The following is a 16150-nucleotide window of genomic DNA, read 5'->3' as shown; positions in this document are numbered from 1 at the left end:
TCATCACATGGGCTCCGTCGACTCGGCCTGCGAGCAGACAACGATTTCCCCGTCGTAAGCGGCATCCGGCATTTGCGCTTTGTGCTCGTCGGGCGCAGTCGCACGTGTCGTGCGCGACAGCCAATTGCTGTTGTCGAGCGTCAACAGCGCCCATGCCTTCACCGGCAGCAGCATGAAAATGTTGACGAAGGTATGCACCGTAAAGCCTAAAAATCTCAGTTGCCGGGCGCGCCACGCGACAACGCCGCAGCGCAGGACGGTCATCGCGGTGAGGACGACGATCGCACACCACGGAATAGTCGCGCTCAACGCAATTTGCGCGAATGCCGTCAGCACCGAGAACGCCAGCAACAGCGGACCGAGTTGCAGGCCAATCGTGTCGACGGTGATATAGCGATCGAGGCGTGGCAGCAGGCGCCTCGCAAGCAGCGAGTCGCGGTAGGTGCTGCGCGCCCAGCGAAGCTGTTGCAGCAGATAAGGCCCAAATCGCTCCGGCACCACGGTCGCCGCTATCGCATCGGGAACATACACCGTGCGCAGTCCCGCCATCAGCATGAGAATCGTCAGGTGGCGGTCCTCGCCGAAATCGCTCCGTCTTCCGCGGAAATACTGCGTCTCGTATTGCTCGAGCACGCTGGCGATGGCGGACCGGCGGTAGATCGCACATGGGCCGCAGCAACACATGACGGCGCCAAAATGGGCCTGCGCCGTGCGCTCCTCGTTGCATGCGATCCAGTACTCCATGTCGATCAGCCGCGTGAGCCAGGTGGCGCTCCGGTTTTGCGCGACCAGTTGACCCATGGCGGCACCGACGGTGGGATCGGCCATCGCGTCGACCAACTTGCGCACGACATCCGGGGCGATGACGGTGTCCGAGTCGACGTTTATCACCAGTTCGCCGGTCGAGCGATGTATCGCGGCGATCTGGGCCTTGCGCTTGCCGACATTGCGCGGAAGCAGAACGAAGGCGAACCTTGGGTCGTCGGCCCATGTTTCGCGCACTGGCACGACGACATCCCGATTGCTGGAACCATCGTCCACGAGATAGACGCGCAACGTGCCCGGGTAGTCCTGTGCCGCCAGCGAACTCAAACACGCCGCGAGGATGGCCGGGGCCTCGTTGTAGCACGGGACAATCACGTCGACACTCGGCCAGTTTGCGGGCGGTGCCGCGCACCGCGCGCGCGTCGAACGCCCGGCCCGCAGAATGTATAGCGCCTGTATGCCTTTGTAGCCGATGGCGAGCGCCGCATACGACAGGACAGCGATCGCGCCGACGATAGCGAGCGTGCTCATGGCATGTCAATGTGGGTATTGCGAGGTGATGTCGCGCAGCGACAGGGGAGCGGCGCAAATACGAAGCCGCGATCATGCAGCGCCGGAATCAGGCGGCGGACCGCCATGATGGTCTGGTCACGCAAGCCGCGATGACCGTCCGGCGGCAGTTCGTCCGGCGGGCAACCGTCGTGCAGCAGAATGACGGCACCGGGGCAGGCAGCGTCCAGTACGGCCTGTTCGATAGCGTCGACGCCAGGGCATGACCAGTCGCATGGATCTATGGTCCAGGTCAGCGGTTCGAGTCCCAGCCTCGCCGATGCGGCCCGCGCTTGCGCTGTCCAGATTCCGTATGGCGCGCGCACGTAATGTAGGGATGCCTGCGGGCAGATCGACGCGATGACTTCGTTCGCCCCGCCTAGCTGCCGGTCGATCTCGTCCGGTGTGCATTCAGAGAAGTCCGGATGCGTCATGGTGTGATTGACCAGCCCGTGGCCTTCCGCAACGATCCTGCGGATCAGGTCGGGATATTCGGCTGCGTAAGCGCCAATGACGCAGAAGGTAGCGGTGACCTCGTGCTCCGCGAGCACGTCGAGCAAATCGGGCGTGGAAAACGGATTGGGCCCGTCATCGAACGTCAGGAAAATCGCCTGCGCCCGTTCCCTGGCTTCAGTACTGTCCAGTTCAAACGCAGCCGATGCGCAGCACGAGGAGCGTCGTTCACGGATGCGCGTCATAGCTCCGGCCCGTTGCGGTCGATGAGCGTGCCAGCAGGCCAATCGTCCATCGAGCATTCGATCGGAATGACAGCAACCAGCACGTCTTCAACCCGCATTTGCGGGGTTTCGAACGCCACTTGCGGGGCCGTGGATCGCACGCGCATGCCCGACAGAACGCGCCCGTGCCCATGTCGTCCCATTCGTTCGAGATGCTGTCTCAACTCATGACGTACCGTCCCGAACCCGAAAGGAACCTTCAGCATTCGTAGCGTCGGATAGACGACGTTCATTGCGGCGTGGCGACTGATTCCGGAACCTTCGAGATCGGAGCGAACCGCGTACAGCCCCACTTCCGCAACGAACTGATCGACCGTGCCGAGTCTGATGAACCTGCGCAGCACGCCGTAATGGGCGGCGACTCCGTGCGCATCGTAACCGATGATTCGCAGTTCGGGCCTCGCCCCGGCCCAACTGCGGTTGCCTTCGAAAATTTGCGCGTTCGACCGGTTCACGGCCCCGTAAACAACTCGAAAGAACTCAGCGAGTTGCGCATGATCGTCCGGCCGTAATTCGTTCTCCCAGTATGTTTTCCAATGCAGGGGCGGCCTCTCGCAATGGTTCTTATCTTCCACGGGGTTGCGCTCGTTGAACGGCGGCATGCGTCTTGTCCTCGCAAATCTGTTTGAGTTTCGCTAACGAGGCGTCTTCCTGATATCGGGGAACGCGGATGACGTGTCCGCACCCCGAGTTGCGTTGCACCGGATAAATGCCGCGTCGCCGCTATATGGGTAGCCGGCGAGGTCTCACTTCGTGTCATTGGCCATTGGCCATTGGCTTAGTCGCATTTTTTTGCACATACAGAGAGGGAGACCATGGTGGCGCTCGAAAGCAGACCAATGGATGCGTGTCCCATCGTATGTGGACGGTTATCGCGGCGCTGTCAGGGCATGAAGAAAAAAGATCAGGGCGATGCTGATCTTGCGGTAGGGAAACCCTTAAGCGCGGCTTCGATCCGATGCGGCCGTCTCGCGCCAACTGACGCCGTTGAATCGGCCACGTCGGGAAACGATCAGATTGCAGTAGTACCGCCGACGTAACGCGGCGCGAGCGACCGTCACGTGCGGGCGATATCCTTGATTTTTCGCGCCGGCACGCCGCCGACGAGCGTATAGGCCGGCACATTCTTCGTGACCACGGCACCGGCTGCAACCACCGCTGCCTCGTGAATCGTCACTCCGGGCAGGATCGTCGCCCCCGCACCGATCCAAACCTTGTTTTCGACGCGAATCTCATGGTGGTCGAGCCTCCGCCCGAGTTTGGGGACAAACACGATATCGTGCGTCGCCGTCTCGAACGATACGTGCGGCCCGATCAGCACGTCGATGCCGATCGAGATCCGGCTGTTGCGACAGGCGAGGCGCGTATTAGCGTTGAGATACGTCCGGTCTCCGATCGAGATGCCGCGAATTGCTTCCTCGTTCAAGCTCCGCTCTACGGTCAACGGCCCGACGATCGTCACGTTTTTGCCAATAGACATGCCGGCCCTGCGGTATAGCGAAGCACGGATGTGATTGAAAGGGTCGTACCTGGGCAGCGCGTTGCCTAAGCTCACGAAAAGGTGTCGTGTCAGTGCCATCAGTAACTTCATGGGGTGGTGTTGCTGCAAGAGATGGACGGTAGGCCGGTACGAGATTGCCGATATGGGAATCGACGAGCGGTTGGAGAAAGCTGAGCGTGAATTTTTACCATAGAGCCGGATGTAAAGCTCTACGATTCCACTGCAAGTAAGCGGCTCGGTCCGACCGTTTCCCGAGGCGACCCGGCATGGGTACTTCGGGCGCCGGAGCCGACAGTAGCATCGGAAGCAATGAGCAGCAGCATACCGATGCCGGCGCCCGTGTGCGAGATCGAGGTGGAAATCGGCAAGCGGCGCGTGAAGATTCGCGGCCTGTCTGCCGAGCGCGCCAAAGCGCTCCTGCAGGAATGCCTGAAGTGATCGCGCTGCCGGCAGGCACGCGCATCCGGCTTGCGGCTGGCATGACCGGCATGCGTTGCGGGTTCTCTCTCACGAAAGAGGCGCTGCGTTCACGGAAACCTGCCGGCAGCTCGATATAGGCATCGACGGAAACCGCTTCTTTCAACTGTCGAATGACAGGTTCAGAGAGCGCCAGCCAGCCACAGCGCGAGATTGACAGAGTAGCGGTGGACGTCCCGCAGGGCTTGCTGCTCGGTCTGCATTCCGGTTCCGGGAGGCTCACTCACAAAGCTCGGACAACCGAGTCGCGCGTCCCAGTTGTAGTCGGCAAAATGATGAAAAGTACTTTGAGCGACGGCGGGACCTCCCCGGACAGAAGGGTCGAATGCGACTGCAAGGTTGAAACTCTTTCCTGTTACTTTGCTTTTGCCTCGTGCGATCACTCTAGCTGGTTCGTCGTCAGGAACGTCGACGGCGCCTTCATGGGGATGTGCTGGCAGGAACCGGATTGCGCCGCCAGGAGCATCGGGGTCCGCCAATACTGGATGTATGGGGCCAACGATCGTGACTTCCTGAAAGTCTCCGTTTCTGCCCGAGTGAAAATTGGGCCAGGAGATGTGGGTTGAGAACGGGTCGTCGGCCACGCGCCGGGAGTGGTCGGGATCCTGATTGCGCGTGTGAAAGCGGTGCGCCTTGCCAACTCCGCCTAAAGTGCACAGTGAGCTCCCCACATCCATGTGATCCCTCGTGACCAACAGGCCGCGACCCGCGCGCCGGAATCGCGTGATTCCCTCGCAATCCGCCGAGGTCAGACCGTCGCCTTCGTCAACGGCAAATAACCACAACTCGTCGAACCCGGTCTCATCGAGACGGGAAAGAATCGGGTCCGGCTGCCCGAGCTGCTCGCGGTCCCGAGCAACGACATTGAACGTCACGCGCCCTTTGGGATCTTGATACGTCCGCAGTAATTCCGCCAGGCGGCTGAATCGCGCAATCGACCAGTCGTCGTTGCAGGGCAGGATGGTCGTTTGAAGCAGGATCTGAATGGTACGCATGATGGTTAGTGAGTCGCGGCGACCAATCACGGGACGGAACTGGCCGCCTGGAAGGCGTTAGACCAAGGCGAATCCGCGATGCGAGCGCCCGGGCGGGACTGGACGCGGGCGCCCGTGATGTTCTCAGGCTCCCGCCTGCGAGTGGCGCAGCCATTCGTCGAGACCGATGCGGCCTAGACGCGCCTCGCCCAACGGCACGAGCGACTGCTCCTCGACCAGCCCGCCGAAATACCGGGCCTTGGGGTCTCTCACGACCTCGCGCGGATCGCCGGCCGCCTTCAGATAGCGGGCGATGATTTCGTTGAACGGCGCTCTTTCCGGGCCGGCGATCTCGACGATATCGTTTCGCGGCGCCGCGAGTGCCACGTCGGCAACGATCGCCGCAACGTCGTCGGCCGCGATGGGCTGGAACAGGCCCGGCGAAACCCTGATTACGTTTCCGTCCGCACTTGACGCGGCGATGCCGCCGAGGAACTCCAGGAACTGTGTGGAGCGGATGATGGTGTAGTGAATGCCGGAGGTTTCGATCAGCTTCTCCTGCGCGACTTTGGCGCGGAAATAGCCGTTAGCGGGCGTCCGGTCGATTCCGACGATGGATAGCGCGACATGATGTCGGACGCCCGCTGCGGCCTCAGCCGCGAGAAGGTTGCGGCTGGAAGCTTCGAAGAATTCCAGCACCGCCTTGTCTTCAAACGATGGTGAATTGGCGAGATCGATCACCACCTGCGCACCGGCCACGGCTTCCTTGAGCCCCTCTCCAGTGATGCTGTTGATACCGTTCCTGGGCGAGGCAGCGACGACCTCGTGGCCGTTCTGGCGCAGAATGGCGACGGCCTTCGAGCCGATAAGGCCGGTGCCGCCGATGACGACGATTTTCATGATTTGCTGTCCTTTATCGACCACTCGATGCGCCATTCGGGCTCGAATGCAGTTGAGGAAAGATCAGGGATTTCTGGCTGCCCCGAGCATGCGCTACGCTCGTGAAAGCACGTCACGATCATAGGCGGGTGCTACCTGTTGCGGTAGGCACGCAACCAGACACACGGCGTTGCCCGCCCGGCACCAATCAAAGAGATGAGGTCGCTACCTCAGGACGAGATTGGTCCCGACCTCGGTCCCAATCCCCGGCCGTACGTATCTGAGGCCTTCGACTCGCTGGGCGTCGAGGCCGTACCTGGATCTGGCGTGGTGTCGGTGCCTAGACCTTGGCGAATGGGCTGCTGTTTACCCGGAAGGCTGGGATCGACAGATCAAACTGCCGCACAACGGGCGTTGACTCAGTCGACAACGGTCACGATATTGACAGTCCCTTGCCGAGCCATCTTTGCATACGGACATAGGCGTTCCGCTGTTCGGACCATCTCTTCCGCCATGCGTCGGTCAACGCCCGGCACCTTGACACGGAGGTCAATGACCAATGCATAACCGCCATCCATGGGATCGCGACCGAACGAAACCTGTACCTCCACCACGATGTCGTTGATCTCCATTCCCGCGCGTTTTGCGATCAGGTTGAGCGCCCCGTGAAAACACGCAGCAAACCCCGCCGCGAACAACTGCTCGGGATTGGTCCCATTACCGGGTCCGCCGAACTCGGTAGGGAGCCGCAGTTCGACGACGAGATTTCCGTCATCCGAACGGGCGACGCCGGATGCGCGACCGTGTCCCGTCTCGCCGCCCGAAACGGTGACACTCGTTGTATACAGCGGATGAAAATCCCGGCCCCGATACCTGTCGAGGAGGGAAAGCGGGGGGGCTTGCAGCTTCTTGTCGTCCATGGTGCGGTCTCGAATTTGGTGATGCGCGTTCCGGCTCTCAGTCGTCGATCCGCCGAAGCCTGCCATATGAAGCGCGCTGCACCTGCGGGATCAAGCACCGTCTGCCAGGGCGGGACGAACTGCATGGAACGAACGATCGTATAGTAAATCAGTCGAGCGTCCTGCCACCTGTTTTCCCTTACGCGACGGTACAATCCCGCACTATGGTAGATGAGCGTGGATGGTAACGGTAGCGTCGCACGAGGAGACATGATGTTTCCGTTTCGGCGACAATCCAAATGGCCGCGTGAAACGGGAGCGCACCGTCACGCACTCGAAGCGGTTGACTAGACGAGACCGCCTCCATTCGGCAATTGGTTGCAACAGGCAAGTGCTAGACTTTAGCGTGACCGCGCCGCATGCGGAATGCGGCCATTCCGCCAGGTGATAGTCGGGCATCCGGTTTCCGTGGCTGCACGAAGATCGAGGTGAGACTGAGCGGAAGGAAAGCGTCGATCCCGGTCACTTCATCGCTGCAACAGGAGAGTCGTTGTCCGCGCCAGAACGCATTACCGGCGCCTCGAACGGCTTATCCGTTCATGTGTCAGTAGTGGGGCCATCAATGGATCAATCGGATACATCGCAGCGAGGCTTCCGCGTTGGCTTACCCAACAACGCTGATGCGCTGTCTACCTGTTTCGCGACGAGCTACGCAGGGATCATCGCGTTCATGGCGGTCGCGACCGAGGGAAGCTTCGCGAAAGCCGGTGAACGATTGGGGATCGGACGCTCGGCCGTCTGCCGAAATGTTCAAAAGCTCGAAACCCAGCTAAGCACGCGTCTGTTTCTCCGAACGACAAGGACCACAAACCTGACGCAGGAGGGCGAACGGTTCTTCGAGAACTGCAACCAGGGCGTGACCCATATCGTCGAGGCAATGAATGACATGTTGGACCTTCGCCAGGGTCCGCCTCGTGGCTTCATTCGAATTCGCTCGACAGTTGGATTTGGACGCAAGGTGGTTGCTCCGCTGCTTTTCAAGTTTTCCGAGCTCTACCCTGATATCGCGGTAGATCTGAGCCTTGATGACAGGCCAGCCGATTTCGCTGCTGAACAGATCGACGTTGCGTTTCGCGATGGACGCATCGAGGACTCAAGCATCATTGCGAAACAGTTGATTCCAATGCAGATGGTGCTCTGCGCTTCCCGCGCCTATGCCGAAGAGCGCGGGCTGCCATCTATGCTGGAAGATCTGGCGCAGCACGACTGCATCAATCTGCGATTGAGCGGTCGCGTCTTCGAGTGGGATTTCAAGGTCGACGGTCGCATGCGAAAGTATTTGCCAACCGCCAGATTGACTTTCAACGACGCGGACCTGGTATTGCAGGCAGTCCTGGAAGGTCGCGGAATCGCCCAGATGCCGGGATATCAGATACGCGATTACATCGCGCGCAATGAACTCGTCGTGGCCTTGAGGCACAACGTGCCGGACGATCGGGGCCACTACATCTGCTATCTCTGCCGACAGAATTTGCCGTCACGCATTCGCGTGTTTGTCGATTTCATGACGGAGCAGATTCGGGCGCTCAACTCGCTTTGTCTGGGAGAATTCAATCCAGACTATCTGGAACGCGAGCATCAGGCGTGAAGCTATTCATGCACCGCCATAAGCGGTGCGATCGCATTGTGGATGTGCTTCGCGGTCGCAAACGCCACCCACTTCGAACGAAAATATTGACGGCGATGATGGCCGCCTGAAGGCTTCAACAACCTTCGTCCACGAAGAATCCTGATAGTCGACGAAATACCCATTGCAGTCCACCTTGAACCCTTGCGCCTTCAAACGTTGCGTTGAAGGCCACAGTGCGTCCGTATCGTGGCGCTGCCTCAATCATCCGCCTGGCCGCCAGTTTCCACCAAGGTGCCGCTCAGCCTCGCTGACCTCAGGGCAACACCGCGGCTACCGCGGCCGCACCTATTGGTGTCTACGCGGCAACAGTGAGTGGTCTGGTGCGTATCTACCGCGACGCGGACGCGGCACCTACCATTCCGACATGGCTTCGTGATCGATTGAGTTGACGATCGTTGAGATCGTTAGTGGAGGGCGCCATGTTTCATCCCGGACCCCTGTCGGTGTTTGTAGGCTGGATCATGCTTTCCGCGGTCAGTGTCGGGCTCGCAATTGCTGTCTCGTTCAGCGGCATTTTCTGAAGTCTCATACAGGCCTTCCAGATCCGATCGTCTGTCTCCAGCGAGGCACGAGGTCTGAATGATGCGGCTGGCAAGCTGACCATCCAACTTGACTGGCGATTCGCGGAATGTGCTCGAGGGTGGCCGCACGCCCCGATCTTCCTGACCGCCGATTTGTCGGCGGCGAGTGAATGTCAATCCACCGTGATGAGGCGATCGCTTTTCCTGAGGCTAGTCCCTCGGAAAGACTCGCTTTGTCTTCGATCCGGGGAAGGTACTGAATTCATCACGGATATGACATCGGTGGCACGCCATGGAAACTCCACATGTCGATTGGCTCGTAACTTCCCCTGAGCCGACCAGCACAGAACGCGCTATCGCGGTGGGTACGCATCTTATTAGTGAACGCGAAGGCTACACACACCACGGAATTTATGCGGGGAATGGACTGGTTATTCACTACGGAGGCTTTCATCATTCCGCGAAACGGCGCCCCATTGAATATATTCCGTTGCGCGCCTTTGCAGCAGGAAAAGGGATCAAGGTTCAGTCAGAACCAGACGCCATTTATACCGGATTTGATGCGGTGGAGAGGGCCAGGTCCCGCCTCGGCGAAGACCGGTATCGATTGCTGACCAATAACTGCGAACACTTCTGCACATGGTGTGTTCTAGGTGTCGGGCGGAGTGAGCAGGTACGCCAATGCCTAAGGAATCCATGGACCGGTATCAAGACGCTCGTCGCGCTTGCGAGAGCGGAATGGATGCCCTTCGTGACCGCGCGAAACCGGCTCGCCGGGACCGTCACGGTTTAGGTCGTACCGCGTGTCGTCGATGTCGCACCGGACGTGTACCCCGATTCTCTACGGGGAACGCTTTTACTCAACGATCTGATAGGCCAGAAAATGAGCATTCAGTCAAACACCGAACGGCGCGCTTCACGCGCACTGAAAGCGGGCGTATCGGTGCTGGTTGCCGCGGTGCTGTCAGCCTGTGCGAACTACGCGGGAATCCATGGCGACGCAAAAACGGCCGATCCGCAGCAGTATGCAACGCAGCAAAGCATTCCTGCCGAACAGGGCCATTGGCCCGCAGCCAACTGGGCGGATCAGTTCGGCGATGCGCAACTGAAGGCGCTGATCGACGAAGCGCTGACGAGCAGCCCGACGCTCGATCAGGCGCATTCCCGCGTGGCAGCCGCCTCCGCATATAGCGAAACGGCGAGAGCCGGCACGCTGCCGCGTATCGACGCGAACTATTCGCTCACGCGCCAGCAGTACTCGGGCACGGCGCTCGTGCCGCCTCCGAATGGCGGCTCGTGGCAGACGGAGAACAAGGGCTTGTTGACTGCTTCCTACGATCTCGATCTGTGGGGCAAGAACCGCGAAGCGCTGAAGGCGGCGATCTCGCAACTTCAGGCAAGCCGGGCCGATGCTGAAGTCGTCAAGCTGACGCTGACAACATCGATTGCCCGCGCGTACAACCAGCTCGCACGCCTGTATGTCTTGCGCGACATCGCGCAACAGGAAGTCACGCATCGCGAGCAGATCGACCGCATCACTGCAGGGCGCATTGCGACGGGACTGGATACGGAAGTCGAACGCAAGACCGCGCAGGCCAATCTCGCGACGAGTCGCGCCGCGCTGACGTCGCTCGACGGACAGGTCCTCACGACGCGCTATCAGATCGCCGCGCTGCTCGGCGCCGGTCCCGATCGCGGACTGCGGATCGCGCGGCCGACGCTCGGCATCGCCGACGAAGTGAAGCTCCCCGACAACCTGCCCGCCGATCTCGTAAGCCGCCGCCCGGACATCGTGGCCGCGCGGTGGCGCGTCGACGCGATGACGCACGACGTGAAGGAAGCGAAGGCCGAGTTCTATCCGGACATCAATCTGAGCGCTGCGATCGGGCTCGACGCATTCGGCTTCGGCCGCTTCCTGACGGCGGCGAGCCGCACGGCATCCGTCGGCCCCGCCATCCATCTGCCGATCTTCGACGCAGGTGAGTTGCGCGCCAGGCTCAAGGGCCGCTATGCCGATTTCGACCATGCCGTCGCGACCTACAACCAGGCGCTCGTGACCGCGCTGAGCGAAGTGGCGACGCAATTGGCCGACGTGCGCTCGACCGACGCACAGCTTGTCGATGCGCAGGCGGCACAGGACGCCGCGCGCCAGGCCTACAAACTCGCATTAGTGCAATACAAGGCGGGCCTGACGAATCAATTGACCGTATTGAACGCCGACGTCAACGCGCTTTCCGCCGATCAGGCCGTTGCGAATCTGCGCATGAGCCGCCGTGACCAGCAGATCGCGCTGGCTTCCGCGCTGGGCGGTGGTTTCGTCGACACGTCGAACGCGAACTCCGCGGCGCCGCCGCGCGCCGATGCGTCCGCATCCAACACGCCTGTCGTTGCCGCGCGCTGAGCGGCTGCCCACCCAATCTGCCGGAGACCTGAAATGAGCGAAATCAACGCAACGGAGCGCCAAAAGACGCAAGCAACGGGCGCTAAATATGACGCGACACCGACGAAAGATTCCGTTGCAAACGAACCTGACACAGGCAAGCGCAAAACGCTGCTCGCGCTGCTGGGCATGGCTGTCGTCGTGTCGGCGGCGGCTTATGGCGCTTACTACATGACCTATGCGCGCTACCACGAATCGACCGACGATGCGTACGTCAGCGGCAACCTTGTGCAACTGACGCCCCAGGTGGCCGGCACCGTCGTCGCCGTGAATGCCGACGACACGCAGATCGTAAAGGCGGGCGACCCGGTCGTGACGCTCGACAGCGCCGATGCGAAAGTCGCGCTCGGCAATGCCGAAGCGACGCTCGGGCAGACCGTGCGTCAGGTGAGCAGCCTGTACGTGAACAATGATTTCTATCGAGCGAACGTCGCGCAGAAGCAGTCCGATCTGGCCCGCGCGCAGGACGATTTGCGCCGCCGCAAGGCCGTCGCCGATACGGGCGCCGTTTCGGCCGAGGACATCGCGCACGCGCGCGACACCGTGACGGCCGCGCGGGCCGCGCTAGACGCCGCGCGTCAACAGGCGGAAGCCAATCGCGCGCTGACCGACCGCACGACGATCGAACAGCACCCGAACGTGCAAGCCGCCGCGTCGAAAGTACGCGACGCTTACCTCGCGTATGCGCGCAACACATTGCCCGCGCCCGTCACCGGCTATGTCGCGAAGCGCTCGGTGCAGGTCGGCCAGCGCGTGTCGCCGGGCACGCCGTTGATGGCGATCGTGCCGCTCGACGGCGTGTGGGTCGATGCGAACTACAAGGAAAGCCAGTTGCGCAACATGCGCATCGGTCAACCCGTCACGCTGACTGCCGATGTGTATGGCGGCAAGGTCGAGTACCACGGCCGCGTCGTCGGCTTCTCGGCGGGCACAGGCAGCGCTTTTGCGACGTTGCCCGCGCAGAACGCGACGGGCAACTGGATCAAGATCGTCCAGCGTCTGCCCGCGCGCATCCAGCTCGATCAGAAAGAACTCGAAGCGCATCCGCTGCGCATCGGTCTGTCGATGGATGTCGATGTGGATACGCGCGGCAACACGGGACGGCAACTCGGCGCGGCCATGAACACGTCATATCGCACGGATGTCTTTACCGAATACGGCGCGCAGGCAGATGCCGAGATCGAGAAGATCATCGCGCGGAACATCGTCCCTCTGCATGCAGGGTCCACGGGCAACGTCGTATTGTCGACGCCTCCCGCAAAGCGCGATGCAAGCGACCAGAGCGGCACTACACAGCACGCCGGCTAGATCGCATCCCGGAGCGCACCGGGCAGTCGCGTTCCGGTTCATTCAATCGTCTGACAGGCCAGATAGACACGCCGGACCTGTCGAAAACTTCAGACTGGAAGCAAGATGAATCCTTCGACGCAACTTGCACCGCCGCCGCTCACAGGCGCAAAGCTGGTTCTTGCGACAATCGCCGTCGCGCTCGCGACGTTCATGAACGTGCTCGATTCATCCATTGCCAATGTTGCGATTCCAACCATCTCGGGAAACCTCGGCGTATCCGTCGACGAAGGCACGTGGGTCATCACGCTGTTCTCCGCGGCCAATGCCGTCGCGATTCCGCTGACGGGCTGGCTCACGCAGCGCGTCGGCCAGATCAGGCTGTTCGTGGCCGCCATCGTGCTATTCGTGTTTTCGTCGTGGCTGTGCGGCGTCGCGCCGAATCTGATCGTGCTGCTCGCCTCACGCGTGTTGCAGGGCGCCGTGGCGGGTCCGCTGATTCCGCTTTCGCAGGCAATTCTGCTCGGCTCATATCCGAAGGAAAAAAGCGCGACGGCGCTGTCGCTGTGGGCGATGACGGCCACGGTCGGGCCGATTGCGGGTCCTGCGCTGGGCGGCTGGATCACCGATAGCTATAGCTGGTCGTGGATTTTCTATATCAACATTCCCGTTGGCCTGTTCGCCGCCGCCGTGACGTGGATCATCTATCGCGACCGCGAGACGCCGACGCGCAAGCTTCCCATCGACAAGGTCGGCCTGCTGTCGCTGATCGCATGGGTGGCGTCGCTGCAGATCATGCTCGACAAGGGCAAGGATCTCGACTGGTTCAGCTCACCTGTGATCTGCATTCTCGCGGTCGTCGCGGCGGTCAGCTTTCTGTTTTTCCTGATCTGGGAATTCACGGAGAAGAACCCGATCGTCGATCTTCGCCTCTTCGCAATGCGCAATTTCCGCGGCGGCACGATTGCGATTTCGGTCGCGTATGCGGTGTTCTTCTCGAATCTCGTGATTTTGCCGCAATGGATTCAGGGCTACCTAGGCTATCGTTCGGTGGATGCCGGTCTCGTGACGGCGCCACTCGGGATCTTCGCCGTGCTGCTTGCACCGGTGATGGCGAAGATCATGCCGAAGTCCGATGCACGGGTGCTCGCGACGCTGGCCTTCCTCGGCTTTGCGGGCGTGTTCTTCATGCGCTCCCATTACACGGCGAGCGTCGACCCCTATAGCCTGGTGCTGCCGACGCTGCTGCAAGGCATTCCGATGGCGCTGTTTTTTACGCCGCTTACCGCGATCATCCTGTCCGGGCTGTCACCCGACAAGATTCCGGCGGCCGCCGGCCTGTCCAACTTTGTGCGCGTGTTCGCGGGCGGCGTCGGCACGTCGTTGATCTCCACGGGCTGGAACGATCGCACGATCCTGCACCATGCACGACTCGCCGAACAGTCGAGCGTGAACAACCCCGACTATATGAGCGCCGTCGCGAACCTCCACGCGACGCTCGGCGGCGGCCTGGATCAGGCGGCGGCGCTTTTCGAATATTTGCAGAATGCCCAGGCCGCGATGCTCGGACTGAACGATATCTTCTGGCTCTCGTCGATGATCTTCATCGTGATCATTCCGCTGGTCTGGCTCACCAAGCCCGGCAAGGGTGGCGGCGGGGCGGCCGGCGCTCACTGAGCAGGACCGCCTCGCATACCCGGGGAAGCTAATCTGCTGTCTTTTGTCTGCCGCAGGTTCGTGCTCAACGTCTTCGGCTGTACCGGTGGAGACCTGTCACCCGTACTTGCGGCACTGGACGGTCTACAACATTCCCGCAGCCGCCGCACAACTGCCCGAAGGCGCCGGCAACGCTCCGTCCCGTTTGCCCATCGGCGTCAATCCCCGCACGAACGACTTCCAGAACACCGGCGCGGCAGGAGCTGACGGCAACCATGGAGGTCCCTGCCCCCCGGTGGGCGATAAGCCGCATCGTTATAGTGGACGAAACCGACCGTGCCCTGTCGCCGTGACGGCGGGGCGCTCCTCGCGAGCACGTCATACACAGTCGCACGAGAGCTTCAGTCGCGCAGGTCGGTTAGCTCACGTCGCGAATCGCCTTACTGTCATCATTCGCCCGCTGATAACGTCGTTCTCGTCGTCAGACACACCAGATCGATTGCTCTCGTGTGCTCTGTCATATAGTCGTTGAACGTATGCAGCGCGACGGGCTGGCGCCGCTGGGCGAGACCGTCTACCTTGAATTCCCACGTGCGGACGCGGGCTGACAGCCTTATTTTTTCGATTCGCGGGGTGGCCAAAGTTTTCGACACCCCCTGGAATCAATGCGCGAAAAGTTTTGTCTCTTCTTCGCTGATTGCAGCGTCGCTCACCGCTATTATCGGCTCGACGTCGAAGCCCGCCAGGCGCCACGCATCGATACCGCCGGTAAGCGGCAATGCAAGCTTGACACCGGCCTGTCGCAACCGCCCGGCCATCCATGCGGCAGAGACTTCGTTTGGACACGAACAGTAGATGACGAGTGTCCGGTTCGCTCCATAGCGCTCCACGATCTGCCGCGGTTTTTGTTCATCGGCAAACTCTGCGCCTGGAATGACAAACGGATCGAGCATTCGCCGCTCGGCGGAGCGAATATCCAAAAGGATTGGCCGCGGATTGTTCGCGAGCAATGCATGCAATTCGGCCACGCTGATCCGGGCCTTCTCGAGGGCTTTCGCCAGCATGATTCTCCGGCAGTATCGATACAACACGTAAAGCATCAGCGCGGTAGCGATCACGATCAACGCCTGCCAGCCAAGACGTGAGATGAGTACGAAAACCACATCGATCTGCGACGCGAATAGCGCACCGATCGCCAGTCCGACGAATGCCCACAGCGCAACGCCCACGCAATCATGCAAGACAAAGGAACGCAATCTGACGGCCATCGCACCGCACAGCGGCACGGCAACGAGCGACAAGCCAGGTACGAAGCGCGCCACGATCAGCACGCGAACGCCCCAGCGTCCAAAGAAGCGCTCCGTTTTCCTGACGCACGTTTCGCGCGAGAGCGACAGTTTGCAAACCGTATGGAGCGTGCGCTCGCCGTATCGCTTGCCGCCCTGGAACCAGACCAGGTCGCCCAGCACGCCGCCGATCACAGCGGAGCCTAGTATCGTCGCGAAATTAAGGTACGTGGATGACGCAAGGTTCATGGCGAGCGCAGTGCTGGCTCCAACGGTGATCAATGTCGGTAAGACAGGCAACGGCAGGCCGAGCGAGGAGCCAAGCACATTCAGAAATACGACTAAGATTCCGTACCGCGCGATCAATTCATGCGACATCATGGTGCTCTCCTTGTGGCTTGCATGTACCCGTCTTGAAGATCGTTCATCGCGCCACCTGAACCAGCAATGCGGCAAACCGCATGTCGCCGCAGTGGACTTGCTCGGGCA

General features: G+C 61.0%; 14 protein-coding genes and 1 pseudogene. 7 read left to right on the top strand and 8 right to left on the bottom strand.

Annotation, left to right across the window (positions count from 1 at the left end; genetic code table 11):
* Positions 1-3 precede the first annotated feature (3 nt).
* The 4 genes and pseudogenes from nodC to CUJ90_RS33775 form a co-directional block, all read right to left on the bottom strand.
* Entirely contained in the window at positions 4-1296 is a 1293-nt protein-coding gene (nodC, locus tag CUJ90_RS25320) for a chitooligosaccharide synthase NodC (RefSeq protein ID WP_073430696.1), read from the bottom strand.
* Positions 1293-2012: a chitooligosaccharide deacetylase NodB gene (nodB, locus tag CUJ90_RS25315; RefSeq protein ID WP_073430695.1), complete on the bottom strand. Its 720-nt coding sequence runs from the start codon at positions 2010-2012 to the stop codon at positions 1293-1295. The genes nodC and nodB overlap by 4 nt, the downstream gene beginning before the upstream one ends.
* A complete protein-coding gene (locus CUJ90_RS25310; protein ID WP_073430694.1) occupies positions 2009-2653 on the bottom strand; it encodes a NodA family N-acyltransferase in 645 nt (214 codons plus the stop codon). The genes nodB and CUJ90_RS25310 overlap by 4 nt, the downstream gene beginning before the upstream one ends.
* A gap of 455 nt (positions 2654-3108) precedes the next feature.
* Positions 3109-3273 (bottom strand): annotated as a pseudogene (locus tag CUJ90_RS33775) (acyltransferase); the annotation flags it as partial.
* A gap of 588 nt (positions 3274-3861) precedes the next feature.
* Between CUJ90_RS33775 and CUJ90_RS33645 the strand changes: the two are divergent.
* Positions 3862-3990, top strand: coding sequence for a hypothetical protein (locus tag CUJ90_RS33645; RefSeq protein WP_268802005.1), 129 nt, complete (start codon positions 3862-3864; stop codon positions 3988-3990).
* 161 nt (positions 3991-4151) lie between these two features.
* Here the strand turns inward: CUJ90_RS33645 and CUJ90_RS25300 are convergent, their stop codons facing one another.
* The 3 genes from CUJ90_RS25300 to CUJ90_RS25290 all read right to left on the bottom strand — a co-directional run bounded on the left by CUJ90_RS25300 (position 4152) and on the right by CUJ90_RS25290 (position 6802).
* A complete protein-coding gene (locus CUJ90_RS25300) occupies positions 4152-5024 on the bottom strand; it encodes a hypothetical protein (protein WP_073430728.1) in 873 nt (290 codons plus the stop codon).
* Positions 5025-5147: 123 nt separating this feature from the next.
* Positions 5148-5903 carry an SDR family oxidoreductase gene (locus CUJ90_RS25295; RefSeq protein WP_073430727.1) on the bottom strand — a complete coding sequence of 252 codons (756 nt, stop codon included), beginning with the start codon at positions 5901-5903 and terminating at the stop codon, positions 5148-5150.
* Between the two features lie 398 nt (positions 5904-6301).
* Positions 6302-6802, bottom strand: a complete 501-nt coding sequence (locus CUJ90_RS25290; RefSeq protein WP_073430692.1) for an Ohr family peroxiredoxin — start codon at positions 6800-6802, stop codon at positions 6302-6304.
* 601 nt (positions 6803-7403) lie between these two features.
* Between CUJ90_RS25290 and CUJ90_RS25285 the strand changes: the two genes are divergently transcribed.
* From CUJ90_RS25285 to CUJ90_RS25260, 6 genes are all read left to right on the top strand, one after another.
* Entirely contained in the window at positions 7404-8429 is a 1026-nt protein-coding gene (locus tag CUJ90_RS25285) for a LysR family transcriptional regulator (protein WP_073430691.1), read from the top strand.
* Between the two features lie 855 nt (positions 8430-9284).
* Positions 9285-9785, top strand: coding sequence for a lecithin retinol acyltransferase family protein (locus tag CUJ90_RS25280; protein WP_073430690.1), 501 nt, complete (start codon positions 9285-9287; stop codon positions 9783-9785).
* 90 nt (positions 9786-9875) lie between these two features.
* Complete coding sequence (locus CUJ90_RS25275) at positions 9876-11393, top strand: efflux transporter outer membrane subunit (RefSeq protein ID WP_114164144.1); 1518 nt, start codon at positions 9876-9878, stop codon at positions 11391-11393.
* A gap of 33 nt (positions 11394-11426) precedes the next feature.
* Complete coding sequence (locus CUJ90_RS25270; protein WP_073430688.1) at positions 11427-12740, top strand: HlyD/EmrA/EmrK family protein; 1314 nt, start codon at positions 11427-11429, stop codon at positions 12738-12740.
* 105 nt (positions 12741-12845) lie between these two features.
* Positions 12846-14396 carry a DHA2 family efflux MFS transporter permease subunit gene (locus CUJ90_RS25265; RefSeq protein ID WP_114164143.1) on the top strand — a complete coding sequence of 517 codons (1551 nt, stop codon included), beginning with the start codon at positions 12846-12848 and terminating at the stop codon, positions 14394-14396.
* A complete protein-coding gene (locus CUJ90_RS25260) occupies positions 14368-14907 on the top strand; it encodes a hypothetical protein (RefSeq protein ID WP_208645287.1) in 540 nt (179 codons plus the stop codon). Before CUJ90_RS25265 ends, CUJ90_RS25260 begins: the two co-directional genes overlap by 29 nt.
* A gap of 130 nt (positions 14908-15037) precedes the next feature.
* On the opposite strand, the gene CUJ90_RS25250 is transcribed toward CUJ90_RS25260, so the two are convergent.
* On the bottom strand, positions 15038-16042 hold the full coding sequence (locus tag CUJ90_RS25250; RefSeq protein ID WP_090518810.1) for a DedA family protein/thiosulfate sulfurtransferase GlpE: 1005 nt from the start codon (positions 16040-16042) through the stop codon (positions 15038-15040).
* Between the last annotated feature and the right edge of the window lie 108 nt (positions 16043-16150).

Origin of the sequence: Paraburkholderia terricola (genome assembly GCF_003330825.1) — a bacterium.
Taxonomy (GTDB): Bacteria; Pseudomonadota; Gammaproteobacteria; order Burkholderiales; family Burkholderiaceae; genus Paraburkholderia; species Paraburkholderia terricola.
This window is presented reverse-complemented; position numbering and strand designations above follow the sequence as displayed.

Coding starts and splice junctions, on each gene's coding strand:
- CUJ90_RS25280 (WP_073430690.1), top strand. CDS start 9,285: ATGGAAACTCCACATGTCGATTGGCTCGTAACTTCCCCTGAGCCGACC.
- CUJ90_RS25285 (WP_073430691.1), top strand. CDS start 7,404: ATGGATCAATCGGATACATCGCAGCGAGGCTTCCGCGTTGGCTTACCC.
- nodC (WP_073430696.1), bottom strand. CDS start 1,296: ATGAGCACGCTCGCTATCGTCGGCGCGATCGCTGTCCTGTCGTATGCG.
- CUJ90_RS25275 (WP_114164144.1), top strand. CDS start 9,876: ATGAGCATTCAGTCAAACACCGAACGGCGCGCTTCACGCGCACTGAAA.
- CUJ90_RS25310 (WP_073430694.1), bottom strand. CDS start 2,653: ATGCCGCCGTTCAACGAGCGCAACCCCGTGGAAGATAAGAACCATTGC.
- nodB (WP_073430695.1), bottom strand. CDS start 2,012: ATGACGCGCATCCGTGAACGACGCTCCTCGTGCTGCGCATCGGCTGCG.
- CUJ90_RS25270 (WP_073430688.1), top strand. CDS start 11,427: ATGAGCGAAATCAACGCAACGGAGCGCCAAAAGACGCAAGCAACGGGC.
- CUJ90_RS25250 (WP_090518810.1), bottom strand. CDS start 16,042: ATGATGTCGCATGAATTGATCGCGCGGTACGGAATCTTAGTCGTATTT.
- CUJ90_RS25290 (WP_073430692.1), bottom strand. CDS start 6,802: ATGGACGACAAGAAGCTGCAAGCCCCCCCGCTTTCCCTCCTCGACAGG.
- CUJ90_RS25300 (WP_073430728.1), bottom strand. CDS start 5,024: ATGCGTACCATTCAGATCCTGCTTCAAACGACCATCCTGCCCTGCAAC.
- CUJ90_RS25265 (WP_114164143.1), top strand. CDS start 12,846: ATGAATCCTTCGACGCAACTTGCACCGCCGCCGCTCACAGGCGCAAAG.
- CUJ90_RS33645 (WP_268802005.1), top strand. CDS start 3,862: ATGAGCAGCAGCATACCGATGCCGGCGCCCGTGTGCGAGATCGAGGTG.
- CUJ90_RS25295 (WP_073430727.1), bottom strand. CDS start 5,903: ATGAAAATCGTCGTCATCGGCGGCACCGGCCTTATCGGCTCGAAGGCC.